Source organism: Streptomyces sp. cmx-4-9 (genome assembly GCF_046548835.1).
Taxonomy (GTDB): Bacteria; Actinomycetota; Actinomycetes; order Streptomycetales; family Streptomycetaceae; genus Streptomyces.
The window spans coordinates 237,534-262,296 of sequence record NZ_JAEBEE010000002.1 but is presented as its reverse complement, the minus strand read 5'-3'; the positions used below and the strand labels follow the sequence as shown (position 1 = coordinate 262,296).

Here is a 24,763-nt window from a genome sequence, read left to right as displayed (position 1 = left end):
GCCCGCCTCCTCGCCGCACCCATTGTGCCTCGGCGGAGGGGGCCGGGCGCGTGGCTCGGGGCCTCAGCGCCGTTGGCGGCGGACGAGGTCGTGGAAGGGGCCGGCCGGGTCGGCGAGCAGTTCGGCGGGCGGGCCCTGCTGGACGATCCGGCCCTCGGACATGACGAGGACGCGGTCGGCGTCCATCACCGTGGTGAGGCGGTGGGCGATCACGATGCGGGTGGCCTGCAGGGCGCGGGTGGACTCGACGACGACGCGCTGGGCCTCGTTGTCCAGTGCGCTGGTGGCCTCGTCGAAGAACAGGATGCGGGGCTTGCGGATGAGGGCCTGGGCGATCATCAGCCGTTGGCGCTGACCGCCCGAGAGGGTGCCGCCGCCGTCGGACAGCATGGTGTGCATCCCCATCGGCATGGCCTTGACGTCCTGCGCCAGGCCCGCCATCGCGGCGGCTTCCCAGGCCTCCTCCAGCGAGAACGTCCCGGCGCCGCGGATGCAGTCGAGGAGGGAGCCGGTGAACGGCTGGGCGTTCTGCAGGACGACGCCGCACTGGCGGCGCACGGCCGCCCGGTCCAGCGCCGCCAGGTCCTGGCCGTCGTAGAGCACGGCGCCGGAGACGGGCTTGTCGAAGCCGATCAGCAGGCGCAGGAGCGTCGACTTGCCGCAGCCGCTGGCCCCGACGATCGCGACGAACTCCCCCGGGGCGATGCGCAGGTTGACCTCGTCCAGGACGAGCGGGCCGTCGTCGGCGTAGCGGTACGACAGGTCCCTGACCTCGATGGCGCCGGTCAGCGCGCCTGGGCGGGTAGCGGAGCGGACCACCTCGGGGATCTCCTCCAGGACCGGCTTGACCTGCTCGAACATCGGGAGCACGGCCGCGGCCGACAAGAGCGCACCGGTCAGCTGGGTGACCGAGGACAGCAGCATGGTCAGGGCGGTGCCGAAGGTGAGGAATGCGCTGGCGGACATGGCGCCGCGGGCCGGTCCGGCCAGCAGCACGAACATCACCAGCGTGCACAGAGGCAGGTATACGGCGCCCAGGACGGCGGTGGTGTTCTGGATCCGGCCGATGCGCTGCTGCAGGTCGCGGGTGCGGGCGAACTCCCGGGCCCAGGCGGCGTACGCGAAGCTCTCCGCGGCGGCGACGCGGAGCTTGGGCAGTCCGCGCAGGGTCTGGAAGGCCTGGTTGTTGAGCCGGTGGCCGAGCTTGACCAGCCTGCGCTGGTAGCGCAGCTGCCACAGCCCGAGGCCGAGGAACACCCCGGCGACGACGACGAGCATGGCGAGCGCCGCCATCGCCAGCGGCACGCTGTAGACCAGCAGCAGGACGAAGTTGACCGCGCCGGCCGCGCCGGCCTGCACGCAGACCGGGCCGATGCCGGACAGCACGCGCCGGATGGCGCTGATGCCCATCGCCGCGCCGGCCAGTTCACCGGTGGAGCGTCCGGCGAAGAACGTCGTCGGCAGCCGTAGCAGCCGGTCCCACACCGCCGGCTGGAGAGTGGCCTCGATACGGCCCTCCATGCGCAGGATGGAGGTGTTCTGCAGCAGCATGAACGCGGCCGAGACGACGGCGGCTGCGACCAGTGCCAGCCCGGTCTGCACGATGAGCCCGTTCTCGGCCCGCGGCACGTACCGGCCGAGGACCTGGCCGGTGGCGACGGGCACCAGGGCGCCCAGGACCACCGCGACCAGGCCGCCGAGCAGCAGGCTGCGCAGCTCCGGGAGGGTGCCGTGCAGGCTGAAGCGCAGCAGCCCCGGCAGGCTGGTCCTGCCGTCGGGCAGCGGGCGGTACAGCATGACGGCGCGCGGCGCGAAGGCGGCTGCGGTGGTTCTCCCGAGGCGCTCGCGCGTTCCGGTGGCGGGGTCGACCGCCTCGTAGCGGCCGCGCCGCCAGAGCAGGGCGACGGGTGCGCCGTCCTTCTCCCGCCGGCCCACCAGGGGACCGGTGTTCTCCCGCCACCAGCGTCCGCCGAGCCGGACCGCGCGGGTGCGGATGCGGGAGGCGAGCGCGATGCGTTCGACGGGGTCCTCCTGCCCGGCGCAGGGCGCTGCCCCGCCCGGTTCGCTCAGGGGGATCCGGGCCGCGTCGGCGACCAGGCGGCAGGCGGCGAAGGTCGCGTCGGGGCTCGCGCTGCGGCGGGCGTCGCGGCCGCCGTGCCCGATGGACGCCAGCAGCGTCCGGTCCGCCTGGGTGCGGGCGGCCCGGCCCGCCTCGATGCCGGCCGCGGTGCGGTCCTCGTGGGCGCGTTCGAGCCGTTCGATCCAGCCGTCCAGTGCGTACAGCAGCCGGTGCTGCTGGTCGACCATGCCCTGCCACGTCTGCGCGTCGAGGAGGAGGGTGCCGACCGCTTCCGCCTCGTACACGGCGCCGTACTGGACGCTGCCGGGGGTGATCTGCATCCACAGGATGTCGTCGTCGGCGTCCGTGGGGCCGGCGGGGGCCCCGCCGGCGAGGAGCGGCCGGCACAGCACGTGCAGGCCGCGGCCGATCCCGCGGACGAAGGCCTCCTCCAGCGGGCTCAGCGGGCCGCCGCTGCCATCGGCGGCGTACCCGTACGGCACCTGGTCGGCGTACCAGGGCCCGCCCTGGGCGGGGTCCGCGTACGGCGGGCGGTACAGCTCCCGCAGGGTGATGCGCCGCAGCAGGCACCCCGGCAGGGGGCGGCCGACCAGGGTGTGCCCGGGACCCTGCGCCGGCCCGAGCAGCAGCGTGCCGGGCTCCAGCCGGCCCAGGAAGTGCCAGGGGCCGAACTGCGCGGCGTCGACCGCGAACAGGTCGAGCTCCCCCTGGACGACGAGCCACAGGACGAGCGGCCCTTCCAGGGACAGGCTGCGCAGGCCCGTGCAGTCCACCGGCGCGCCCAGGGCGCCCAAGGCGGCGACGACCGGGTCGGCGGCCCCGCCCGCCGGGCCGGCCCCGGCGGCGCTGCCTGCGGCGTCTGGGTGGTGGGGGTGCGTCACCTCAGTGCTCCCTGACCAGGTCGGCGTACGGGCCCTGCGCGGCCACCAGCTGCTCGTGCCGGCCGCGTTCCACGACGGTGCCCCGGTCGAGGACGACGATCTCGTCGCTGTCGCGCACGGTGCTCAGCCGGTGGGCGATGACCACGCAGGCGCAGCCGCGTCGGCGCAGGTTGTCGATGATGACCTGCTCGGTGGCCGCGTCCAGGGCGCTCGTCACCTCGTCGAGGACCATGACGCTGGGCCGGCGCACCAGTGCCCGCGCGATCTCCAGGCGCTGCCGCTGGCCGCCGGAGAAGTTCCGGCCGTCCTGCTCGACGCGGCTGTGGATGCCGCCGGGGCGGCGGGCGACCACGTCGTGCACGGCGGCGTCCTCCAGGGCGGCGGTGACGGCCTCGTCCGGGATGGAGGGGTCCCACAGGGTGACGTTGTCCCGGACGGTGCCCTCGAAGAGGAAGACGTCCTGGTCGACGAAGGAGACGGAGGCGGCCAGGGCGCCGCGGGGGATGTCCGCCAGCCGCATCCCGTCGATGCGGACGGCCCCCTCCCAGGGGGTGTGCAGGCCGGAGATCAGCCGGGAGACGGTGGACTTGCCGCTGCCGGAGCCGCCGACGAGCGCCACCTGCTGCCCGGGACCGACCGTGAGGGAGAAGTCCTTGAGCAGCGGGGCGTCCAGCGGGCTGTAGCCGAAGGTGATGCGGTCCAGCTGTACGTGGCCCGTGAGGCGCCGGGTGCCGGCGGCGCCTTCGCGCCGTGCGTGGACGGGGTCGGGGGGAAAGTTCTCGACGTCCTTGAGCCGCGCCACGTCGGCCGCGAAGTCCTGGATCCTCCCGGCAACGCCGCCCAGCCGGGAGATCGGCGCGGTGAAGCTGGTCACCAGGGCCTGGAAGGCGACCAGCAGACCCACGGTGAGGTGTCCCTCCACCGCCCTCAGGCCGCCGATCATGAGGATCAGCGCACTGTTGAAGGCCGCGAGCGTGGGGGCGGTGATCGCGAGCCAGGCGCCGGGCACGCCGAGCCGCTGCTGCACGTCGAGGGTGACGGCGTGCTGGCCCGCCCAGCGGCGGAAGAAGCCGTCCTCACCGCCGGTGGCCTTCATGGTCTCGATGAGCTGGCAACCGCCGTAGGAGGTGTTGGTGAGCCGGGCGCTCTCGGCGCGCAGCTTCTGGGTGCCGGTGGACCTCAGCCGGATCACGGTGCGCAGGGCCGCGATGTTGAGCAGGGCGATGAGCACGCCCACGAGGGTGAGTTGCGGATCGTAGGTCCACAGCAGCACCGCGTAGATCACGACCACCACGGCGTCCACACCCGCGGCGGCGAGGTCCCGGGCGAGGGTCTCGGCGACGGAGTCGTTGGATTGCAGGCGCTGGACCAGGTCGGCCGGGTTGCGCTGGGAGTAGAAGGCGACCGGGAGTCGGAGCAGGTGCCGGAAGAAGCGGGCGCCGCCCAGGGTGGAGGAGATGATGCGCCCGCGCAGCAGGTTCGCCTGTTGCAGCGCGGTGAGGACCGCGGTGAGGACGAGGGCGACGGCCATCGACGCGAACAGCACGCCCAGCAGGGACGTCTGCTCCCCGATGAGGAACAGGTCGATGTACGTGCGGCTCAGGGCGGGCACCGAGGCGCCGACGGCCACCAGCAGCAGGCTGGAGGCCACCGCCGCGGCCATGGTGCCCGAAGTACCGCGCAGGCGGGCCGGCATGGCGTCCAGGACGCCCGGTCTGCGGCCGCCCCGCCGGAAGCCCTCGCCGGGCTCGAAGACGAGCACGACGCCGGTGAAGCCGGTGTCGAACTCGTCGAGGGGGACGAAACGGCGGCCGCTGCCGGGGTCGTTGACGTAGACGCCCCTGCGGCCGAGGCGGCGGCCCATGCCCTCGTAGACGACGTAGTGGTTGAACTCCCAGAAGAGGACGGCCGGCGCCTTCACCCCGGCGAGCGCGGCCACGTCCATCTGCATGCCCTTGGCGTGCAGCCCGTACCCGCGGGCGGCCTTGAGCAGGTTGCCGGCCCGGGAGCCGTCACGGGAGACGCCGCAGGCGATGCGCAGTTCCTCGAGGGCGACGTGGCGTCCGTGGTGGCCGAGGACCATGGCCAGGGCGGCGGCGCCGCATTCCACCGCTTCCATCTGGAGCACGGTGGGCGTGCGCACCGGGCGGGGCGGCCGGCCCGCGGGGACGGGGGCCGCCCTGCGGCGGGTGCCCCTCCCGGGCGCGGGCCGGCGGCGCCGGCGGTCGGCGGCAGGGGGCTGCGGTGCGCGGGGGGCCTCGGGCGGGGCCCCGGTCTGCGGCGCGCTCACGGCAGCAGCCAGTCGACGGGGCGCCGTTCGGCGAGGTGGACGGAGCCGGTCACCGGGGTCCGCGAGTCGACGGCGTACGGGGGCCCCTCGGCGGAGGACCACCGGTAACCGGACCTGGTCGACGGGGAGGGTTCGAGCTGTACGAGCACGGACACCGGGTTGCCCGAGCGGGCGAACTGCTCGCCGAGCCCGGCGTCGCCGAGGAAGCTGCCGATCTGCCCCGGTGTCAGGGGTGCGCGGCCGACCGCCTTGACACGGCCGCGCAGCACGCCGAACTGTTGCGCCGGGACGGACGGGACGCCGAGGTCGACCCGGGCGTCCACGGGGATTGCGGCGCCCCGGCCGGCCGGCACGTACAGCACGGCCACCAGCGGTTCCCGGGGGTCCTGTACGCGTTCCACGGTGGCCACGTCCGCGCCGGGGGCGACGACCGAGCCCACCTCGGCCACGAGCGCCGCCAGCCGGCCGGCGGCCACCGCGCGCACGGGGCGCTCGCCCTGTTCCGTACGGACGGTGAGCAGGGGCGCTCCGGCGGCCAGCAGCTGGCCCTCCTCCGCGAGGACGTCGGTGACCTGCCCCGCGACCGGGCTCTGCAGCCGGTAGCTGCCTCCGGCGCGGGTGAGGATGCCGGGCGCGGTCAGTGTGGACGACACGGTCCCGGTGAAGGCCCAGAAAGCGGCGGCGGCCATGACGACGACCGTGACGGCCAGGACGAGCCGGCCCTGCGGGCGCGCGAATCGGACCGGCAGGTCGAGTTCTTCGGGTGATTGCAGCTTGGAAAGAGCCTTTTGGCGAAACTGCACGGACCATTCCTTTGACTGCATTCGGATCGGTCGGGAATGCGGGCAGCCGGGAACCCCGGAGCCGTGGGGGATGCTCCGGGGTTCAGGGGCACATCGCGATCAGATACCGGCGCGGCCGGCGTTCACCGAGACACCGGTGATGCCGGTGACGAGACCGGGGACGTGCGAGACGATGCCCTGCGCGGCCTGGACCGTGTCGAGGGAGCCCACGACACCCACGACGCTGTTGACGTCGCTGGTCACGGCGCCGGCGAGGCCGCCGGAGATGCTGATGACACCGCCGGAGACGGCGTCCAGCTCGGTGTCGGCGATCTCGCGGGTCTCAAGGTCGTTACGCATGGCGCGCACCTTTCATTGGGGGGAGGAATGCATTGCGCGGCGGCTGGGAAGCCCGAAAACCCGGCCGCCTTTGATGGCCGCCGCAATGGGCACGATGTAAGCATGTGAACGGGCCCTGCGACCAATCCCGTTGACGCTCTCAGAAGGGTGCGCGAGCGTCTGAGGCGACCGAGGTGCAGCTTGATTCACCGAATGGCGACGGCTTCTTCACAGGAATGAGTAACAGATGAGGGCGCCCTGCTGCCCGCACGGAACGAATGGGGCGATGTCCCTGCGAATCGGATGCGACATAGGGGACATTCCGGAGGCCGGCGGAGAGTGGAGGAGACCAGGCGCCGTGAACGCGCACACCCTGTGCAGGTTTCCGGAAGACGCAGCTCGTGACGGCCGCGTCACGCCCGGTGGCCGGTCGGGCGCGTGGACGGGTGCGGTCGGGCGCGCGGTCGGGCGCATGGACGGGTGCGGGCCGGGGGACGATCGGGTGCGGGCCGGGCTGCGCCCCGTCAGGCGGTGGCCGCGGCGAAGTGGGTGCGGAGCATCCCGATGACCTCGTCCGCCCTGCTGCTCAGGAAGAAGTGGCCGCCCTGGTAGACCTGCAGGTCGAAGGCGCCGGTGGTGTGCTGCGACCAGGCCCGCGCCTCCTCGATCGTCGTCCGCGGGTCGGCGTCCCCGGTGAGCGCGGTCACGGGGCATATCAGGTCGGGGCCGGGCCGGTAGCGGTAGGTCTCCACGGCGGTGTAGTCGCCCCGGACGGCCGGCAGGACCATGCGCAGCACCTCCGCGTCGTCCAGCAGCCGCGGGTCGGTGCCCCCGAGGGCCACCATCTCGGCGATCAGAGCCGCGTCGCCGCGTCGGTGGACGTCCTCGTCCCGGTGCCGGGACGGAGCCCGCCGGCCGGAGGCGAAGAGGTGGACGGGCCCGGCCAGGCCCTCCTGCCCGAACCGGCGGGCCACTTCGAAGGCCACCAGGGCCCCCATGCTGTGGCCGAAGAACGTCAACGGCCGGTCCGCCCAGGGCAGCAGGGCCTTGAACGCCTCGTCCGCCAGGGCGGGCACGGACTCGATGCACGGCTCGGTACGCCGGTCCTGGCGCCCGGGGTACTGGGCGGCGAGCAGGTCGACGGCCGGGGAGAGCGCCCGGGAGACGGGGAGGTAGTAACTGGCTGCGCCGCCCGCGTGCGGGAAGCACACGATCCGGGCGGGTGCCCGGTCGGCGGGGTGGAACCGCCGGAACCACGGGCTGTCGGTCCCCGAAGAGCTCATCCTCTGTCACCCGTTTCCGGCCGGCGGCGCAGGACGCCGCATCGAGCCGCAACAGCCGGTCCCCCCGCCGTCGCCGCGCTGTTCCCGTCTGTGATCACCGCAATTCTGCCCAGCCGGTCCGGCCGGCCGCAACCACCCTGTCCCTCACGGGATTTCGCGAAGACAGCCGTGGCCGGATGGAGACGGAGGGCCGGACGGAACACCAGGGAGCGAGCGGAGCAGCAGCCGCAGGCCCCGGGCGCCCGGGCAGGGACCGCTGTACGCTACCGGGCCGCCCCGCCGTTGCTCGGCGGGTACCCCGGCCTGGCCGGCACCGACGGGCGTACGGGCGCCGGCGCGGGCAGCGGCGGCAGCGCGTCCTCGTACAGCCAGGCGGAGAACAGCTCGTCCAGCGACCCGGACGCGTAGCGGGCCGCATGGGCGGTGAACCCGGCCGTGGTCACCACGGCGTGGCGGTGCACGCCGGCCCAGTCGCGCAGCATGCGGAAGAAGGCTCCGTCACCGAGGGCGCAGCGGACCGCGTGCACGGCGAGCCCGCCGCGCTGGTACAGCCGGTCGTCGAACATCAGCTTCCGGCCCGGGTCGGCCAGCCTCAGGTCCTGCGGCCGCAGGGACAGCAGCCGGTGGGCGACGGCGGCCTGCTCGTGCGCGGTGCGGCCCCCGGACCGCTCCGACCACAGCCATTCCGCGTACTTCGCGAAGCCCTCGTTGAGCCAGATGTGCCGCCAGTCGGCGATGGTGACGCTGTTGCCGAACCACTGGTGTGCGAGCTCGTGGGCGATCAGCCGCTCCGAGCCGCGGACGCCGTCCACATGGTTGGCGCCGAACAGGGAGAGCCCCTGGGCCTCGACCGGGACGTCCAGCTCCTCGTCGGCGACGACGACCGCGTACTCCCCGAAGGGGTAGGGGCCGAAGAGCTCCTCGAACAGCCGCATCATGGCGGGCTGCCGGGCGAAGTCCCGGGAGAACCGGGGCAGCAGGTGCGCCGGCACGTGGCCGCTCTGCGGGACCCCGCCGATCCCGGGGTCGCCCAGCAGCACGGTCTGGTAGAGGCCGATGGACAGGCCCACCAGGTAGCTGGAGGTCGGCGCGGACTGCTCGTACACCCAGGTGGTGGTGCTGGACCTGGTCGTGCGGGTGAGCAGGCGGCCGCCGGCCACCACCGTGTAGGCGGAGGGGACGTTGACGGAGATCTGGTAGGAGGCCTTGTCGGCGGGCCGGTCGTTGCACGGGTACCAGGAGGGTGCGCCGACGGGCTGGCTGGCCACCAGCGCGCCGTCGGTCAGTTCCTCCCAGCCGATGCCGCCCCAGGGGCTGCGCACCGGCTTGGGGTTGCCCGCCCAGTGCACTTCCACGGTGAACGCGGCCCCTGCGGGGAGGGGTTTCGCCGGCCGGATGCGGAGCTTGCCGGCCCGGTGGGCGTAGTTCTGCGGGGCCCGGCCGTTCACCAGGACGCGGCCGATCCTGAACTCGGAGAGGTTCAGGTGGAACTCGGTGAGCGCCGCCCGGCCGGCGATGGCGCTGATCCGGGCCGTCCCGGCCAGCCGGTTGGGGCCGGGGCGGTACTCCAGAGCGAGTTCGTAGCGGTGCACGCGGTAACGGGCATCGCCGTTGGCCGGAAAGTACGGGTCCGATGCCGTTGTCTTCTGGCCGCTCACTGCCGCTTCCGCTCCCTGCGCTGTGCTCGTACGTCGTGCCGGGCGGTGGAGGACCGGATCAGGACCGCCACGCCTCGATGGGATTGCCCAGCCAGCGGGTGTCGGCGGGGACGGATTCCCCGGCCATCACGAGGGAAGCGGGACCCAGGGTGCTGCGGGCCCCGATCGTACTCCCGGGCAGGACGATTCCGCCCGGGCCGAGTGTGGCGCCCTCGCGGAGGACCACAGTATCCGTCCTCAAGATCCGGTCGTGGAAGAGGTGCGTCTGGAGCACGCAGCCGCGGTTCACGCTGACCGCGTCGCCCAGCTCGACCAGGTCCGTCTCGGGGAGCCAGTAGCTCTCGCACCACGCGCCCCGCCCGATCCGGGCGCCGAGTCCGCGCAGCCACAGGGTCATCAGCGGCGTCCCGGGGACCGATCCGGCCAGCCAGGGCACGGCCAGCACCTCGACGAAGGTGTCGGCCAGTTCGTTGCGCCACACGAAACCGCTCCACAGCGGGTGCTCCCCCGTGCGGTGGCGGCCCACCAGCAGCCATTTCGCGGTCACGGAGACGGCGCAGGCGCCGGCGCCCGCGGCGAGCAGGACGACCCCGGACAGCAGTGCCGCCGCCCCGACCCCCGGCCCGCCGCCGGTGGCCAGCGCGCACAGCGCCGCCACCGTCAGCACGGCCAGCGCGGCGGAGCAGAAGACGGGCAGGAGGCGGCACAGCTCCACGAGGCCGCGTGCCCACAGCAGGTGCGCGGGCGGGTCGTAGGTGCGGCTCTGGTCGGGGTCCGCGGCCGAGCGCGGCAGCCGGACCGGCGGCAGGCCCAGGTACGAGCTGCCCTTCTTGGCCTTCTTCGGGGTGGCCGACAGCACGCCGACCAGGCCGTCGTCGGGGACGCTGCGACCCGGCGCGGTCATGCCCGAGTTCCCGAGGAAGGCGCGGCGGCCGATCTCTGAGTGCCCGATCCGCATCCAGCCGCCGCCGAGCTCGTAGGGCGCGGTCAGGGTGTCGTCGGCGAGGAAGGCGCCCTCGCCGACGGTGGTGAGGCTGGGCAGCGCGAGGACGGTGGACACCTCGGCGCCCCGGCCGATCCGCATGCCGAGCAGCCGCAGCCAGACGGGGGTGACCAGGGCGGCGTACAGCGGGAAGAGGGTCTCCCGGGACAGGTCCATGAGCTGGGTGACGGTCCAGGCCTGCCAGCCGATCCGGCTGTGGGTGGGGTGGGTGCCGGTCCGCAGGCCGAGGCTCAGCAGGCGTACGGAGACCAGCAGGAGCAGGGCGTACGCGAGCCCGAAGGCCAGTGCGCCGGGGACGACGGCGAGCAGGGCCCCGCGCAGGGCCTCGCCGAAGCCGGAGCCGGCGGGTACGAACAGGGCGAGCACGAGCAGGGCGGGCGCGGTGGCGAGGACCGGCAGGGCGGTCAGGCAGAAGCCGGCGGCTCCGTACAGGGCCCGCCAGTGCAGTGCGCGCGGCGGGCGTTCCTTGGGCCAGTTCCGCTTGGCCTTGCCGATCTTCCCGGCGGGCGCCCCGGCCCAGCGCTGGCCGGTGGGGACCTGCCCGACGACGGCGGAGCCCGGGGCCACCTCGGCGCGCTTGCCGACGCGGGCGCCCGGGAAGAGCAGGCTGCGGGTGCCGACCACGGCCCCGGCGCCGACCTTGACCGGCCCGATCACCAGCCGGTCCCCGTCGAGCCAGTGCCCGGAGAGGTCCACCTCGGACTCCACGGCGCAGCCGCGGCCGAGTTTGAGCATGCCGGTGACCGGCGGCAGCGCGTGCAGGTCCACCTCGGGCCCGATCTTGGCGCCCAGGGCCCGGGCGTAGCGCTCCAGCCAGGAGCCGCTCAGGGAGGTCGCCCCGACGGACTCGGCCAGCCGCTCGGCCGTCCACAGCCTCAGGTGCACGCTCCCGCCGCGCGGGTGGCGGCCGGGTTGGACCCCGCGCAGCAGCAGGCGTGCGCCGCCGGCGGCGAGGGCGAGGCGGCCCGGGGGGCTGTGGAACAGCACGGCGCCCGCGGCGACGAGCCACCAGGAGGCGGTCGGCGCCCACGGGTAGGCCCCCAGGAGGTGCAGTACGTTGCCCAGCGCCAGCAGGGCCACCGTCCAGCGCAGGCCGACCAGGGTGAACAGCGGGAGCAGCAGCAGGCACTGGGCGACCTGGGCACGGCGGGGGACGGGGGCGACGGTCCGGGCCGCGCCGTCCTCCTGGACGGACTTCTCCAGCCGCCGGGCGAGCTTGCGCAGGGTGGGCTGCTGGTAGATGTCGAGGACGGCGGCGCTCGGGTAGCGGGTGCGCAGCCGGGTGGTGAGCCGGGCGGCGGCGAGGCTGCTGCCACCGATCGCGAAGAAGTCGTCGGCGGCTCCGGTGACGGCCACGCCGAGGGTCTCGCTCCACTGCTCGGCGAGCCAGGCCTCGGTGCCGTACAGCTGCTCGGCGGGGCCGGTGGTCTCCAGTTCGGGCAGGGGCCAGGGCAGCGCGTCCCGGTCCACCTTGCCGGAGGTGCGGGTCGGCAGCTGCGCGACGGGTGCCAGCAGCGGGACCAGGGCGGCGGGCAGCTCGGCGCGCAGCCGCGTCACGGCCGCCGCGTGGTCCCAGCCCTCCTGGGTGACCAGGTAGCCGACGAGCAGCTGGTTGCCGCTGCGGGCGGTGCGGACGGCGGCAGCCGCTCCGGCGACCCCGGGCAGGGCCTGGAGCGCGGAGTCGACCTCGCCGAGTTCGATGCGGCGGCCGCCCAGCTTGATCTGCTCGTCGCCGCGGCCGAGGAAGACCAGGCCTTCCGGTTCGGCGCGGACGAGGTCGCCGCTGCGGTAGGCGCGCTGCCAGCCGAGGGATTCCAGCGGGGCGTACTTCTCGGCGTCCTTCTCGGGGTCGAGGTAGCGGGCCAGGCCGACGCCGCCGATCACGAGCTGCCCGCTGCCGCCCATGGGCACCGGCTCGCCGGCCTCGTCGACGACGGCGAGTTCCCAGCCGTCGAGGGGGAGGCCGATCCGGACGGGCTCCTCGCCGGTCAGCAGCGAGGCGCAGGCGACGACCGTGGCCTCGGTGGGGCCGTAGGTGTTCCAGACCTCGCGGCCCTCGGTGACCAGGCGCTGGGTGAGCTCGGGCGGGCAGGCCTCGCCGCCGAAGATCAGCAGCCGGACCTCGTCGAGGGTCTCGGGCTCCCAGAGCGCGGCCAGGGTGGGCACGGTGGAGACCACGGTGATCTCCTGCTCCACCAGCCAGGGGCCGAGGTCGGCGCCGCTGCGGACCTGGGAGCGGGGTACGGGCACCAGGCAGGCCCCGTGGCGCCAGGCCAGCCACATCTCCTCGCAGGAGGCGTCGAAGGCGACGGAGAGCCCGGCCATGACCCGGTCCCCCGGGCCGATCGGCTCCTCGGTGAGGAACAGTGCGGCTTCGGCGTCGACGAAGGCGGCGGCGCTGCGGTGGGTGACGGCGACGCCCTTGGGCTTGCCGGTGGATCCGGAGGTGAAGATGATCCACGCGTCGTGGCCGGGCCCGGGCCGCCCGGCGGGGGCGCGGACCGCAGCCAGCCCGCCGGCCGGGGCCGCGGTGGTGTCGGTGCGTCCGTCGGGGCCCAGCACGGCGCGCACCCCCGCCTCGCCGAAGACCAGCTCGGCCCGCTCGTCGGGGTCCTCGGCGTCGACGGGCACGTAGGCGGCGCCCGCGGCGAGGACGGCGAGGACGGCGACGTACAGCTCGTTGGTCCCGGACGGCACGCGGACGCCGACCCGGTCGCCGAGGCCCACCCCGGCGGCGTCGAGGGCGCGGCGGCGGCGCTCGACCTCGGCGGCCAGCTGCCGGTAGGTCAGTCGGGTGGTGCCGTCGTCCAGGGCGAGCTCGTCGGGGTACGCCCGGACGGTGGACTCGAAGACGTCGACGAGGGTGCGGGCCGGGGCGGCGGGCCCGGCGGTGAACAGGGCGGACTTGTCCGCTCCGTCCCGGCTCTCGGCGTCGTCGAGCAGAGTGAGTTCACCGTACTCAGGTGTTGCTGCCATCGGCCCTCGCGTCTCGTTCCCGGAAACGTCCGGGTCGCCGGCGGAGCCCGGGTCTGCCCGGGTTGTTCCGGTCCGGCACCGAACGACCTGTCAGTCTAGTGCGCCGTCAAGAATCTTCTTCTCGAAGCCTCCCCCGGTGGCCGGGAAGCGGCGAGGCCGGTCCGGGCGCCACGGCGGGGCTGGCGGCGGCCCGCGGCCAGGATCGCGCGGCGAGCGGAACGCAAGGTGAACGCAGCCGAACGGGCCCGCGTCGGGGCGGACGGGGGGCGCGGAGCGGGCCGGGGGTCCGGGGGTTCCAGGGGGTCCGGGTGCGGGCAGGGCGGCTGCCCGGAGCCGGTTCCGGTCCGGCTCCGGCGCGGTCGGCTCCGGCGCGGCCGGCTTCGGTCAGGCCGCCGCGGAGGACCGCCTCGCCGGCGCGCGGCCGCCCGCCCCGGGCCGGCCCGCCAGGAATTGCGCCACGGCCGCCGTGAAGCGGCCCGGGTCGTCCAGCCAGGGGTGGTGGCCCGCACCGTCCTGCACGGTGAACGCCGCGCCGGGGAAGAACCGGGCGCACTGCGCCACGGCCTCCGGCGGGCTGTTCAGGTCGTGCTCCCCGGCCAGGAGCAGGACGGGGGCCGCAAGGGCGGTGAGCGCTGCCCGGGTGGCCGCCGGGTCGAAGGCCCCCTCGGCCGCGAAACCGGTGACGGCGCCGGGGTTCTGCGGCCGGGATGCCGCGTGGTGGCGCCGGGCCGCGTCGTCCCAGCGTCCGTGGAAGAAGGGCGCGATGGCGTCGGGGTCGCCCGGGGCGCCGGCGAGGACGGCCTCCAGGGCGGCGAACGCCGCGGGGAACCAGGGCTCGCCCCGCCGGGCCAGGGCGAGTTCGCGCCGCATAGGCCCGGCCACCGCCACCCCGAGGGCGCGGGTGCTCGGGCCGATCAGGGCGAGTCTGCGCACGCGCTGCGGGTACCGGGCCGCGTACTGCACGGCGATGTTGGCCCCGGCCGAGTGGGCGAGCAGGTCCGTCCGGGGCAGTCCGAGGTGGGCGCGCAGGGCCTCGACGTCCTCGGCCAGTCGGTCGCAGCGGTAGGAGGCGGTGTCCTCGGGGACCTGCGACCGGCCGGTGCCGCGCAGGTCCAGGGTGATGAGGGTGCGATGCGCGCCGAGCCCGCCGAGGTCGCCCAGGTAGGCGGAGTCAGCAGGGCCGCCGGGGATGCAGAGGAGCGGGTCTCCCGCGCCGTGGACGCGGAAGGCGAGACGGGTGCCGTCGGGGGCGGTGAAGGTGGGCATGGCCCCCATCCTGCCCGCCACAACCAGGTTGTACAACCAGGTTGTGACGGGGCGCTGGTGCGCGGTGTATAACCAGGTGGTGGCGACGAGGCAGAGCAGTGAAGAGGGCCGGCGGCGGACGGATGCCCCTGCGGACCCGGGCGGCGGCCCCCTGAGCGAGGAGCAGGCCGGGCGTATGCTCGCCGAGATGAACGAGGTCATCCGCGCGGGCGAGGAGATGCGCAGGCTGCGCGCCGAGATGGTCGCGATGCTGGCGGGCTGCGGCTGGACCCAGGACCGCATCGCGCGGATCGCCGGCATGAGCCAGCCCGCCGTGTCCAAGCAGGTGCTCAAGGAGCAGGCGGGCCCGCCCCGCCCGCCGGTGGGGCTCTCCCTCAAGCAGTCGGACGGGCCCTGGCTCGAAGGGCGGCTGTGGGGCCTCGCCGAGGCGCTCTCCGACGCGGTGCAGGGCGCCGCCCGCTGCACGCGGGCCGTACACCTGCTGGCCCGGGGCCGCACGCGGTTCACGCCCGAGAGCACGGACGCGCTGCGGAGGCTCGTCGAGGAGGACCTGCGGCAGTACGCTGCGGAGCTGCCGGCCGGGTACCGGGCCGCGTACGACGAGATCAGCCGCGGGTTCGACGTGCCTGACGGTGGCGGTGCGGGCGGTGGGTCGGCCGGGGCGCGGCGCACGCTGGCGCACCGGCTCCAGCGCGACCGGCTCGGGGCCGGCTGAGCCGACGGGCCCGCAGGTCAGGCGCCGTCCTCGGCGGGCTCGCCCTGTCCCGCCTTCTCCAGTTCCTCGTCCAGGGCCAGGAAGGCCGCGAGGGAGGGCTCGACGGCGCCCTCGGCGCCCGGCAGGTCCAGTTCCGCCCAGATGACCTTGCCCTCCGCGGTGTACCGGGTGCCCCAGTGCTCGCTCAGCTGCGCCACCAGGAACAGGCCGCGGCCGCCCTCGTCCGTGGTGGCGGCGTACCGCAGGTGGGGGGCGGTGCTGCTGCCGTCCCACACCTCGCAGGTCAGGGTGTGGTCGTACAGCAGCCGCATGCGCACCGGCCCGCTGCCGTGCCGCAGGGCGTTGGTGATGAGTTCGCTGAGGATCAGTTCGGTGGCGAAGCCCAGCTCCGACAGGCCCCACTCGTCGAGCTTCTTCGCCGCGAGGCTGCGCTGCGCGGCGACCTGGCTCGGTTCGAAGGGCACGTCCCACTGCGCGACCCGGTCGGGGCCGAGCGTGCGGGTCCGGGCGATCAGCAGGGCCACGTCGTCGGTGGGCCGCTCGGGCAGCAGGATGTCGAGCACGGCCCGGCAGCTCTCCTGGGGGTCCCGGTCGGGGTGGCTCAGGGCCGTCCGCAGCAGTTCCAGGCCCTCGGTGATGTCCCGGCTGCGCTCTTCGACCAGCCCGTCCGTGTACAGGACGAGCTGGCTGCCCTCCGGCAGGTGCAGCTCGGCGGTCTCGAAGGGCATACCGCCCAGGCCCAGCGGGGGGCCGGCGGGGAGGTCCACGATCTCCGTGGTGCCGTCGGGGGCGACCACCAGGGGCGGCAGGTGCCCCGCCCGGGCCATGGTGCAGCTCCGGGACACCGGGTCGTAGACGGCGTACAGGCAGGTCGCGCCCAGCACTCCGCCCGCCGCCTCGTCGCCGTCGCCCTCGCGGTCGTGGTCGATGCGGTGGACGAGGTCGTCGAGGCGGGCGAGGATCTCGTCGGGCGGCAGGTCCAGGGTGGAGAAGTTGTGCACGGCGGTGCGCAGCCGGCCCATGGTGGCGGCGGCGTGCAGGCCGTGGCCCACCACGTCCCCGACGACCAGCGCGACCCGGCTGCCCGGCAGCGGGATCACGTCGAACCAGTCGCCGCCCACTCCGGACTGCGCGGGCAGGTAGAAGTGCGCCACGTCCACGGCGCTCTGCTCCGGCAGGGCCCGGGGCAGCAGGCTGCGCTGGAGGGTTTCGGCGAGGGCGTGCTCGCGGGTGTAGCGGCGGGCGTTGTCCATGCTGATCGCCGCGCGGGCCACGAGCTCCTCGGCCAGGGACAGCTCGTCCTCGTCGAAGGGCTCCGGCTTGCGCGAGCGCCAGAAGTTGACCACGCCGAGGACGACGCCCCGGGCGGTGAGCGGGGCGGCGATGAGGGAGTGGATGCCGTAGTCGACGATCGCCCGGGCCCGCGGCGGGTCCTGTGCGTGCCAGCCCGGTGCGTCGGCCAGGTCGGGCACCAGCTCGGCCCGGCCCGTGCCGTAGCCGCGGGCCTGCGGGGTGGAGGGCAGGAAGTCGATCAGCCGGCCGCGGGGGTAGAGGGGGTGGTCGGTGCGGATGCCGTGGACGGCGGTGCGGCGCATGTCGGCGCCGGGACCGGGCTCGTCGCCGTCGAGCACGGCCTCGGCCAGGTCGACGGTGACGTAGTCGGCCAGGCGGGGGACGGCGACGGTGGCGAGCTCCTCGGCGGTGCGGACCACGTCGAGGGTGGTGCCGATGTCGCCTCCGGCGTCGTAGAGCAGTTTGAGGCGGCGCCGGGCCGTCTCGGCGCGGCTGGTCAGGACCTGCATCTCGGTGGAGTCCCGGATGGTGACGACGGTGCCCGCGGGGCGGCCGCGCGGGCAGGTGAGCCGCTGGTTGACCACCAGGAGCCGGTCCCCGCACTCAAGGACCTCGTCGGTGGCCTCGCGGCCCGACAGCAGCAGGTCGGCCATCCGGCGGTCCAGGCCGGGTACGTCCCCGATGCCGCGCCCCTCGGAGTCCTCGGGCAGCCCGAGCAGGCGGGCGGCCTCGTCGTTCGCCAGGACGAGCCGGCCGTCGCGGTCGGTGATCAGCACTCCCTCGCGGACGGCGTGGAGCACCGCGTCGTGGTGCTCGTACATGCGGGTCATCTCCTGCGTGCCCAGCCCGTGGGTCTGGCGGCGCAGCCGTCTGCTGATGAGCGCGGTGCCCACCGTGGCCAGGGCCAGCCCGGTCGCGATCGCGAGGAGGATCACCGGGAGCTGCCGGTCGACGACACCGGTCACGTTCTTCACGGTCAGGCCGGCGGACACCAGGCCGACGACCCGGCCGTCGGGGGCGGTGACCGGCACCACGGCCTGGATCTCCTTGCCGAGGGGGCCGTCGACGCTCTCCGTGTAGGTGCGCCCGGCCAGCGAGGGCTCGATCGTGCCGACGAACCGCTTGCCGATGCGCTCGGGCTGGGGGTGGGTGTAGCGGATGCCCTCCGTGTCCATCACGACGATGAAGTCGACGCCGGCGGCCTTGCGCGTGGCTTCGGCGACCGGTTGCAGCACGGCCGATGGATCCGGCGAGGCCAGGGCGTCCTGGAGGCCGAGGGAATGGGCGAAGGTCTGCGCGACCGACACCGACCGGTTGCGTGCTTCGCGGTCGCTGTCGTGGCGCGACTGGAGGACCAGCGCCAGGAGGGCCGCGGTGGCGAGCAACACCACGATCGCCACCTGAAGGACGAATACCTGTCCGGCGACGCTCCTGAACCTGGTGCCTAGGGGTGACCGCACCGACGTGCCCGGCACGGGTGGCGAGGAAGGGTCACGTCCCCAGTTGTAGCACTTCCCGGCGTCCGGGGCTGCCGAACGGCGCACGCCGTGTCCCGGCGGCGGCGGACCGGTGCCCGCGGCGGCCCCGCGGCGGCCCCGGCCGGCGGGCCGTCTACCGCGCGGCGGCGGCCGTGACGGAGCCGGCGGCCGTGCCGGAGCCGGGCTGCGGGGACTGCGGGGAGGGGCCGGTCTTCGGGGCCCGGCCGGGCTCGGAGGCCTTCGGGGCCTCGGGGGTGCAGGTGACCTCGTCGCGCGGGGTGTAGTGGGTCGTGGACTCCTCGCGCCGGACCTCCTTGCCGCCCTGGACGAAGATCCGGCCGACGGCCACGTCGAAGCCTTCGAGCGGGGTCTGGACCTCGCAGGCCGGACCGGTGCCCGTGTGCTTGCCGGGGGGCGTGACCTTGGTGCGCGGCCCCTGGGTCGCCCGTATCTCGTCGTACTTCTTCGTACCGAGGAGGGTGATCGTCAGCGAGGTCTCGGTGGACTGGGCGCGGACGTACAGGGCGTGGCCGGTGTCGTTGACCCAGCGCAGGTCGAGGCTGCCCCAGGCGACGGTGGCCTCGCGGCCCTCGGGATAGCGCTCGATGTAGAAGGAGTGCGCGCCGTGCTCGACGGTCTTGACGCCCGCGAAGAACGCGGCGTTGTACATGGTGGTGGCGACGGCCGAGACGCCGCCGCCGGGCGACTTCACGTACCGGCCGTCATTGATCATGATGCCGTCGACGAAGCCGTTCTTCTCGGTGCGCTCCCCCACGGTCTTGTTGAAGCTCCACTCCCGGCCGGGCAGGACCACGGACCCGTTGATCAGCTCGACGGCGCGGCCGATGTTGGTGGTGCGGTACGGGGCGGCGGGGAACTGCACGGTGAAGGAGGAGACCTTCTCCTTGATGCCCAGGCGCTGCGCCTCGGCGGCGGTGAGCCCGGGCTGGACCTCCACGGTGGGGACCTCCCCGCTGCGGGCTGCTCCGGTGCGGGTCAGCAGGGGCATGACGGTCTTGCCGAGGGCGGCGTCGGTGACCTTGAGCCCGGTACGGCCCTGGTCGCCGACGACCACCTTGCCGGCGGCGTCCACGCCGAGCGCGGCGTCCCGCGGGGCGGAGGTGACCGCCTCGACCGGGCGGGCAACGGAGGGATCGGCGAGCAGGCCCTTGGAATCGAGGGCGGGCACCAGGCGGCCCTGGTCGTCCGGCTTCATCTCCAGGTGCCCGCCGAGGACGGCGGGGGTGATGGGTATGCGCGTGCCGGCGACGCTGACGGTGACGGGGCCCGACATGGCGGGTCCCGCGAACTCCCGCAGGGCACGGCCGGTCTCCTCGGCGCCGACCCGCGGCCGGGTCCGCTCGACCGGCAGCTCGACGGGTCCGGGGTCCGTCCGCAGGTAGGCGGCGCGCAGCGTCTCCACCGCGCGGTCCCCGACGAGGGCGACGCCGGTGAGCGGGGCGACGCTCTTCGCCGTGCCCTTCTCGAAGGCGATCGATCCGTCCCGCACCTCCCGGCGGGTGCTCTCGGCGATGCCGTCGACGGCGGCGCGGGCGGTCCGCTCGTCCATGTGCGTCACGGGTTCCACCGCGCGGCCCCGGTCGGCGAAGAGCGCGCCGATCACGGTGACGGGGTCGTGCCCGGTGCGGGCAGCGCGTCGGACGGTCGCCGCGGTGTCGAGGGAGAGTCCGAGGGTGGCCGGTTCGGCCTTCTCGACGCGGTCGTCGATCTTCAGGGCGACCGGCGCGGTGGCGGCGGGGCCGAGTTCGCGGTCCAGGGTCCGCCGCGCTTCGGCGCGGCTCATGCCGCCGATGTCCACCCCGCGGACGGTGGTGCCGACGTCGATGTCCGCGCCGGTCACGAGTCCGGTGACGTAGAGGCCGCCCAGCCCGAGTACGGCGGCGCCGCCCGCCACGGGCAGTGCGATCCGCCAGTTTCCCGTCCAGCTGCGCGCGCGTCCCATGTCTCTCCCTGGCGCCGGCCGCCGAGCGGGGGCGCGGGCCGCGAGAGCAGCCCCTAGATGACGGTTCCGAACCGCAATGATTCACCCGAATGGGACGATTTGGGAGCGAATGTAATCGTTCTCACGGTCAGAAAACGCACGAGCGCCCGGCCCGAACGGAGGTTCGGGCCGGGCGCTGCGTCACGCGGGCGGATCGCCGGATCCGCCGGGGCGCGAGGGGCCGGGCGGGATCAGACCGCCGGGACCGGGTAGGTCGGGTACTCCACGCCGGACACGTGCTGGACGACCCGGATGACCTGGCACGAGTAGCCGAACTCGTTGTCGTACCAGAGGTACAGGATCGCGTCGTCGCCCTCGACCTTGGTGGCGCCCGCGTCGACGATCGAGGCGTGGCGCGAGCCGATGAAGTCGCTCGACACGGCGTCGGGGGCGGTGGTGAAGTCGATCTGCCGCTTGAGCGGCGAGGTCAGCGACACGTTGCGGAGGTAGTCGAGGACCTCCTCACGGGTGGTCTCCCGCTTCAGCCGCAGGCTGAGGATGGCGATGGAGACGTCCGGGACCGGGACGCGGATGGAGCTGCCGGTGATCCGCGCGTTCAGGTCCGGGAGCGCCTTGGCCACGGCGGAGGCGGCGCCGGTCTCGGTCATGACCATGTTCAGCGGAGCGGAGCGGCCGCGGCGGTCGCTGCTGTGGTAGTTGTCCAGCAGGTTCTGGTCGTTCGTGAACGAGTGGACGGTCTCCACGTGGCCGCGCAGCACGCCGTACTCGTCCGCCATGGCCTTCAGCGGCGGGACGATCGCGTTGGTGGTGCAGGAGGCGCAGGACAGGATCTGCTCGTCCGGCTTGATGGTGTCGTGGTTGACGCCGTGCACGATGTTCGGGACGTCGCCCTTGCCGGGCGCGGTCAGGACGACCTTGTCGATGCCGGGGCGCAGGTGCTTCGACAGGCCGGCGCGGTCGCGCCACTTGCCCGTGTTGTCGATGAGGATGGCGTCCTTGATGCCGTGCACCGTGTAGTCGACCTCGGACGGGTCGCTCGCGTAGATCACCTTGATCTCGTTGCCGTTGGCGATGATCGTGCTCTTCGCCTCGTCAACGGTGATCGTGCCCTGGAACTGGCCGTGGATCGAGTCGCGGCGCAGCAGCGAGGCGCGCTTGACGAGGTCCTGTTCGCCGCCGCCGCGCACGACGATGGCGCGCAGGCGCAGGCCGTTGCCGGAGCCGGCCTTCTCGATGAGCAGGCGGGCCACGAGGCGGCCGATGCGGCCGAAGCCGTAGAGGACGACATCGCGGGAGTCGCGGCGCTCGATCTTGTTCTCACCGATGGCGCCCGAGACGGAGGCGGCGGTGAACTCCTCCACGGAGAGCCCGCGGCCGTCGGTCTTGTACGTGGCGGCCAGCATGCCGATGTCGATCTGCGAGGGACCGAGGTCGAGCGTGGTGAGGGCCTGCAGGAACGGCAGGGTCTCGGTGACCGAGAGCTCCTCGCCGTCGATCTGGCGGGCGAATCGGTGGGTCTTGAGAATGCTCACCACGGACTTGTTCACCAGGGAGCGGCTGTGCAGGACGATCGTGACGTCCCGCTCCCGGTGCAGCTTCCCGATGATCGGGATCATCGACTCCGCGATCTCCTCGCGGATCTTCCAGTTGGTGAACGAGTCGTCATTGACAGTCACAGGTTTATCTTTCGAGCTAGGCGGCGCTCACATGCTAACCCCCCGCTCATTCGATCATTCAAATGACCCCCCGCTCCCGCCCGCACGGCCGCCCGGTCACTTCTCTGCGCCGGACTCGTCCAGGTAGTCGCGCGCCAGTGCGCCGGCCCGCCGGAACCAGTCCGTCAGGACGGCGGTCTGCTCCGGGGTGTACTGCGCGAAGAGTTCGGCCAGGCGGGCGTAGTACGGCCCGTAGATGGCCGTCACCCGCTCCGTGGCCTCGGGCACGGCCACGACGCGCACCCGGCGCCTGTCGGCGGGGTCCGGCTGCCGGGTCACGAACCCGCCGCGCTCCAGCCGGTTGATGATCCCGGTGACCGCTCCGGTGGTGACGTGCGCGCGGACGGCAAGGTCGCCGGCGGTGACCGGCTCCTCCCCCGCCGCCAGGACGTACGCGAAGCACACGAGGTCCGTGACGCCCACGCCGAGTTTCCGGGCGAACTCCTGCTGGCCGACGATGCTCGTCGCGATGAGGTCGTCCATCGCACCGATCGCCTCCGACGGATCGGACCCTGCGGTGAGCTCCATTGAAAATCCCTTAGCTCATAAGATAAGTTTCTCAGTGACTAAGACATCCTAGACCGGTGCCGATGCCGTGACCACGTCGCGACACGTCCCGGTGGCCACGAGGAGGCAGACGCATGAGCGGACACGACGACGGCCACACGATCGCCGGCTGGACCGGGACCGCCGTGGCCACGGCCGGCGCCTCGGTGCTGGCCGTGGGGGTCATCGGCTGGACCCCCGGGCTGTGGCTCGGGGGCGCCGTCACCGTCGCGGCCCTGCTGGTCACCTGGGGCCTGCACCTGGCCGGTTGGGGGAAGGCCCCAGGCCCGAGGCCCGCCGCCGTCCAGCCCATGAGGGTGCGGGACCGTTCCGCGCGCGGCGGGCACCCCGGCTGCCTCGGCTGCCGGCTGGCCGGACGCGACGGCGCGGCGGCCCGCACCGGCGCACCCCGGACCCCGGCGGCCGCACTCGCCGCCGTCACCGCCACCACCTCCACCACGGCCGGCGCCACGGCCACCGCCGCAGCCGCCCCCGCAGCCGCCGATCCGGTGTCCTGACCGGCGCCGGGGGCGCCGGGCTCCTCCGGCGCGCCGCGGCGGCGCATCCGTGCTGTGCTCGTAAGGGGGACTTGCACAGGGGGGACCCGACGGCTCGCAACTCGGGGCGGGCCAAGGAGGAACCCACCATGGACACCAACCTGCGGGCCCGGGACATCATGACCGAGGGTGTGCAGTGCATCCGGGCGGACCAGTCCCTCGTGGAGGCCGCGCGCATGATGCGCGACCTGAACGTCGGCTGCCTGCCCATCTGCGGCGCCGACGAGCGCCTCCAGGGGCTGATCACCGACCGGGACATCGTGCTCCAGTGCTGCGCCGAGGGCGCGGACCCGTCGCGGATGCGGGCCGGCAACCTCGCCGGCGGCCTGCACTGGATCGACGCCGACGCGCACGCGCACGAAGCGGTGGACACCATGGAGGTCCACCAGATCAAGCGGCTGCCCGTCATCGACGTGTCCGGCGGCCACCGCCTCATCGGCATGATCACGGAGGCCAATCTGGCGAAGAACCTCTCCGACGAGGACATCGCCGAATTCGCCGTCCGCGTCTACGCCGCGAACTGACCACGGCAGGAGCATCGGCCATGGGCAAGCTCTCCGCAGAACAGTTGCGCGACCGCGTCCGCGGGCAGGTCGTCACCCCCGACGACGAGGGGTACGACCAGGCCCGCACGGTCCACAACGCCATGATCGACAAGAAGCCGGCCGTCGTCGTGCACTGTGCCAACGCAGGCGACGTCATGGCGGCCGTCGACTTCGCCCGGGAGAACGGGATCGACCTCGCCGTCCGCGGCGGAGGCCACAGCGTGCCGGGCTTCGGCACCTGCGACGGCGGTGTGGTGGCGGACCTGTCCGCCATGCGCGGCGTCCGCGTGGACCCCGTACGGCGCACCGCCCGCGCGGAGGGCGGCGCGACCTGGGGCGACTTCAACGCGGCCACCCACGCGTTCGGACTCGCCACCACCGGCGGGATCATCTCCACCACCGGGGTCGGCGGACTCACCTTGGGCGGCGGCATCGGCTACCTCGCCCGGGGCCTGGGCCTGAGCTGCGACAACCTCGTCTCGGCGGACGTCGTGACCGCGGACGGCCGGCTGCTCGTCGCCAGCGCGCAGGAGAACGAAGACCTCTTCTGGGCGCTGCGCGGCGGCGGCGGCAACTTCGGCGCCGTGACCTCCTTCGAGTTCCGGCTCTCCCCCGTCAAGGACGTGTACGGCGGTCCGATCCTCTTCGAGATCGACAGCGCGGCCACCGTCCTGCGCGGCTTCCGCGACCTCATCGCCGACGCACCGGAGCAGCTCGGCGGATTCCCGGCCTTCCAGATCGCCCCGCCGCTGCCCTTCATCCCGCAGGACCGGCACGGTGAGCCCTTCATCCTGATCGTGGCCTGCTGGTCGGGCCCGGTCGAGGAGGGGGAGAAGGCCCTGCGGGCGTTCCACGAGTTCGCACCGGTCGTCGCGGAACACGTCGGCCCCATGCCGTACCCGGCGCTGAACAGCGCGTTCGACGGGCTCGTGCCGCCCGGCCTCCAGCACTACTGGAAGGCCAACTTCGTGACCGAGCTCAGCGACGCCGCCATCGACGCGCACACCCGGCACGGGCCGCTGGTCCCCGCGGTGAACTCGACCGTGCACATCTATCCGATCAACGGCGCCTGCCACCGCGTGGGCCCCGACGCCACGGCCTTCGCCTACCGCGACGCGTCCTTCGCCACGGTCATCGCCGGCATGTGGCCCGACCCCGCCGACAACGAGGCCAACACCTCCTGGGTGCGCGACTACTACGCGGCGACGGCCCCGCACTCCGAGGAGGGCGGCTACGTCAACTTCATGGCCGACGACGACCAGTCCCGGGTCAAGGCCAACTACAAGGGGAACTACGACCGCCTGGTCGCGGCGAAGCGCGCCTACGACCCGGACAACCTCTTCCACCTGAACCAGAACATCCTGCCGTAGGACGGGACGGCGAAGTGCCCGGG

16 protein-coding genes are annotated in these 24,763 nt (G+C 73.8%); 4 read left to right on the top strand and 12 right to left on the bottom strand.

The window, feature by feature from the left end; all coding sequences use genetic code 11:
- Positions 1-63: 63 nt before the first annotated feature.
- From ACLJTM_RS07265 to ACLJTM_RS07230, 8 genes are all read right to left on the bottom strand, one after another.
- Positions 64-2,961, bottom strand: coding sequence for an NHLP bacteriocin export ABC transporter permease/ATPase subunit (locus ACLJTM_RS07265; protein ID WP_411102581.1), 2,898 nt, complete (start codon positions 2,959-2,961; stop codon positions 64-66).
- A gap of 1 nt (position 2,962) precedes the next feature.
- Positions 2,963-5,104, bottom strand: coding sequence for an NHLP family bacteriocin export ABC transporter peptidase/permease/ATPase subunit (locus tag ACLJTM_RS07260; RefSeq protein ID WP_411102580.1), 2,142 nt, complete (start codon positions 5,102-5,104; stop codon positions 2,963-2,965).
- A 143-nt stretch (positions 5,105-5,247) separates the two neighbouring features.
- Positions 5,248-6,054 (bottom strand): HlyD family efflux transporter periplasmic adaptor subunit, encoded by an 807-nt coding sequence (locus ACLJTM_RS07255; RefSeq protein WP_411102579.1) that lies wholly within the window; start codon positions 6,052-6,054, stop codon positions 5,248-5,250.
- 99 nt (positions 6,055-6,153) lie between these two features.
- The gene (locus ACLJTM_RS07250; RefSeq protein ID WP_411102578.1) at positions 6,154-6,393 is read right to left on the bottom strand and encodes a hypothetical protein; all 240 of its coding nucleotides are present in this window, start codon (positions 6,391-6,393) and stop codon (positions 6,154-6,156) included.
- Between the two features lie 503 nt (positions 6,394-6,896).
- Complete coding sequence (locus ACLJTM_RS07245; protein WP_411102577.1) at positions 6,897-7,655, bottom strand: thioesterase II family protein; 759 nt, start codon at positions 7,653-7,655, stop codon at positions 6,897-6,899.
- Between the two features lie 263 nt (positions 7,656-7,918).
- The gene (locus tag ACLJTM_RS07240; RefSeq protein ID WP_411102576.1) at positions 7,919-9,313 is read right to left on the bottom strand and encodes a M1 family metallopeptidase; all 1,395 of its coding nucleotides are present in this window, start codon (positions 9,311-9,313) and stop codon (positions 7,919-7,921) included.
- A gap of 58 nt (positions 9,314-9,371) precedes the next feature.
- The gene (locus tag ACLJTM_RS07235) at positions 9,372-13,292 is read right to left on the bottom strand and encodes a Pls/PosA family non-ribosomal peptide synthetase (protein ID WP_411102575.1); all 3,921 of its coding nucleotides are present in this window, start codon (positions 13,290-13,292) and stop codon (positions 9,372-9,374) included.
- Positions 13,293-13,676: 384 nt separating this feature from the next.
- A complete protein-coding gene (locus tag ACLJTM_RS07230; protein ID WP_411102574.1) occupies positions 13,677-14,558 on the bottom strand; it encodes an alpha/beta fold hydrolase in 882 nt (293 codons plus the stop codon).
- 79 nt (positions 14,559-14,637) lie between these two features.
- Between ACLJTM_RS07230 and ACLJTM_RS07225 the strand changes: the two genes are divergently transcribed.
- On the top strand, positions 14,638-15,273 hold the full coding sequence (locus ACLJTM_RS07225) for a sigma-70 family RNA polymerase sigma factor (protein ID WP_411102573.1): 636 nt from the start codon (positions 14,638-14,640) through the stop codon (positions 15,271-15,273).
- Between the two features lie 17 nt (positions 15,274-15,290).
- On the opposite strand, the gene ACLJTM_RS07220 is transcribed toward ACLJTM_RS07225, so the two are convergent.
- From ACLJTM_RS07220 to ACLJTM_RS07205, 4 genes are all read right to left on the bottom strand, one after another.
- Positions 15,291-18,026 (bottom strand): SpoIIE family protein phosphatase, encoded by a 2,736-nt coding sequence (locus ACLJTM_RS07220; protein ID WP_411102572.1) that lies wholly within the window; start codon positions 18,024-18,026, stop codon positions 15,291-15,293.
- A 151-nt stretch (positions 18,027-18,177) separates the two neighbouring features.
- The gene (locus ACLJTM_RS07215) at positions 18,178-20,007 is read right to left on the bottom strand and encodes a VanW family protein (RefSeq protein ID WP_411102571.1); all 1,830 of its coding nucleotides are present in this window, start codon (positions 20,005-20,007) and stop codon (positions 18,178-18,180) included.
- A gap of 230 nt (positions 20,008-20,237) precedes the next feature.
- Entirely contained in the window at positions 20,238-21,683 is a 1,446-nt protein-coding gene (locus ACLJTM_RS07210; protein ID WP_411102570.1) for a glyceraldehyde-3-phosphate dehydrogenase, read from the bottom strand.
- 96 nt (positions 21,684-21,779) lie between these two features.
- Complete coding sequence (locus tag ACLJTM_RS07205) at positions 21,780-22,250, bottom strand: MarR family winged helix-turn-helix transcriptional regulator (protein ID WP_411102569.1); 471 nt, start codon at positions 22,248-22,250, stop codon at positions 21,780-21,782.
- A gap of 113 nt (positions 22,251-22,363) precedes the next feature.
- On the opposite strand from ACLJTM_RS07205, the gene ACLJTM_RS07200 reads away from it, so the two are divergent.
- From ACLJTM_RS07200 to ACLJTM_RS07190, 3 genes are all read left to right on the top strand, one after another.
- Positions 22,364-22,786 (top strand): HGxxPAAW family protein, encoded by a 423-nt coding sequence (locus tag ACLJTM_RS07200; protein WP_411102568.1) that lies wholly within the window; start codon positions 22,364-22,366, stop codon positions 22,784-22,786.
- Positions 22,787-22,914: 128 nt separating this feature from the next.
- A complete protein-coding gene (locus ACLJTM_RS07195) occupies positions 22,915-23,349 on the top strand; it encodes a CBS domain-containing protein (protein WP_411102567.1) in 435 nt (144 codons plus the stop codon).
- A gap of 20 nt (positions 23,350-23,369) precedes the next feature.
- Positions 23,370-24,740, top strand: a complete 1,371-nt coding sequence (locus ACLJTM_RS07190) for an FAD-binding oxidoreductase (protein ID WP_411102566.1) — start codon at positions 23,370-23,372, stop codon at positions 24,738-24,740.
- The last annotated feature ends 23 nt before the right edge of the window (positions 24,741-24,763 follow it).

Bases quoted from the DNA above. Each gene is read 5' to 3' on its own strand.
- ACLJTM_RS07245 (WP_411102577.1), bottom strand. From the start codon at position 7,655: ATGAGCTCTTCGGGGACCGACAGCCCGTGGTTCCGGCGGTTCCACCCC.
- ACLJTM_RS07190 (WP_411102566.1), top strand. From the start codon at position 23,370: ATGGGCAAGCTCTCCGCAGAACAGTTGCGCGACCGCGTCCGCGGGCAG.
- ACLJTM_RS07215 (WP_411102571.1), bottom strand. From the start codon at position 20,007: ATGGGACGCGCGCGCAGCTGGACGGGAAACTGGCGGATCGCACTGCCC.
- ACLJTM_RS07235 (WP_411102575.1), bottom strand. From the start codon at position 13,292: ATGGCAGCAACACCTGAGTACGGTGAACTCACTCTGCTCGACGACGCC.
- ACLJTM_RS07250 (WP_411102578.1), bottom strand. From the start codon at position 6,393: ATGCGTAACGACCTTGAGACCCGCGAGATCGCCGACACCGAGCTGGAC.
- ACLJTM_RS07230 (WP_411102574.1), bottom strand. From the start codon at position 14,558: ATGCCCACCTTCACCGCCCCCGACGGCACCCGTCTCGCCTTCCGCGTC.
- ACLJTM_RS07205 (WP_411102569.1), bottom strand. From the start codon at position 22,250: ATGGAGCTCACCGCAGGGTCCGATCCGTCGGAGGCGATCGGTGCGATG.
- ACLJTM_RS07200 (WP_411102568.1), top strand. From the start codon at position 22,364: ATGAGCGGACACGACGACGGCCACACGATCGCCGGCTGGACCGGGACC.
- ACLJTM_RS07195 (WP_411102567.1), top strand. From the start codon at position 22,915: ATGGACACCAACCTGCGGGCCCGGGACATCATGACCGAGGGTGTGCAG.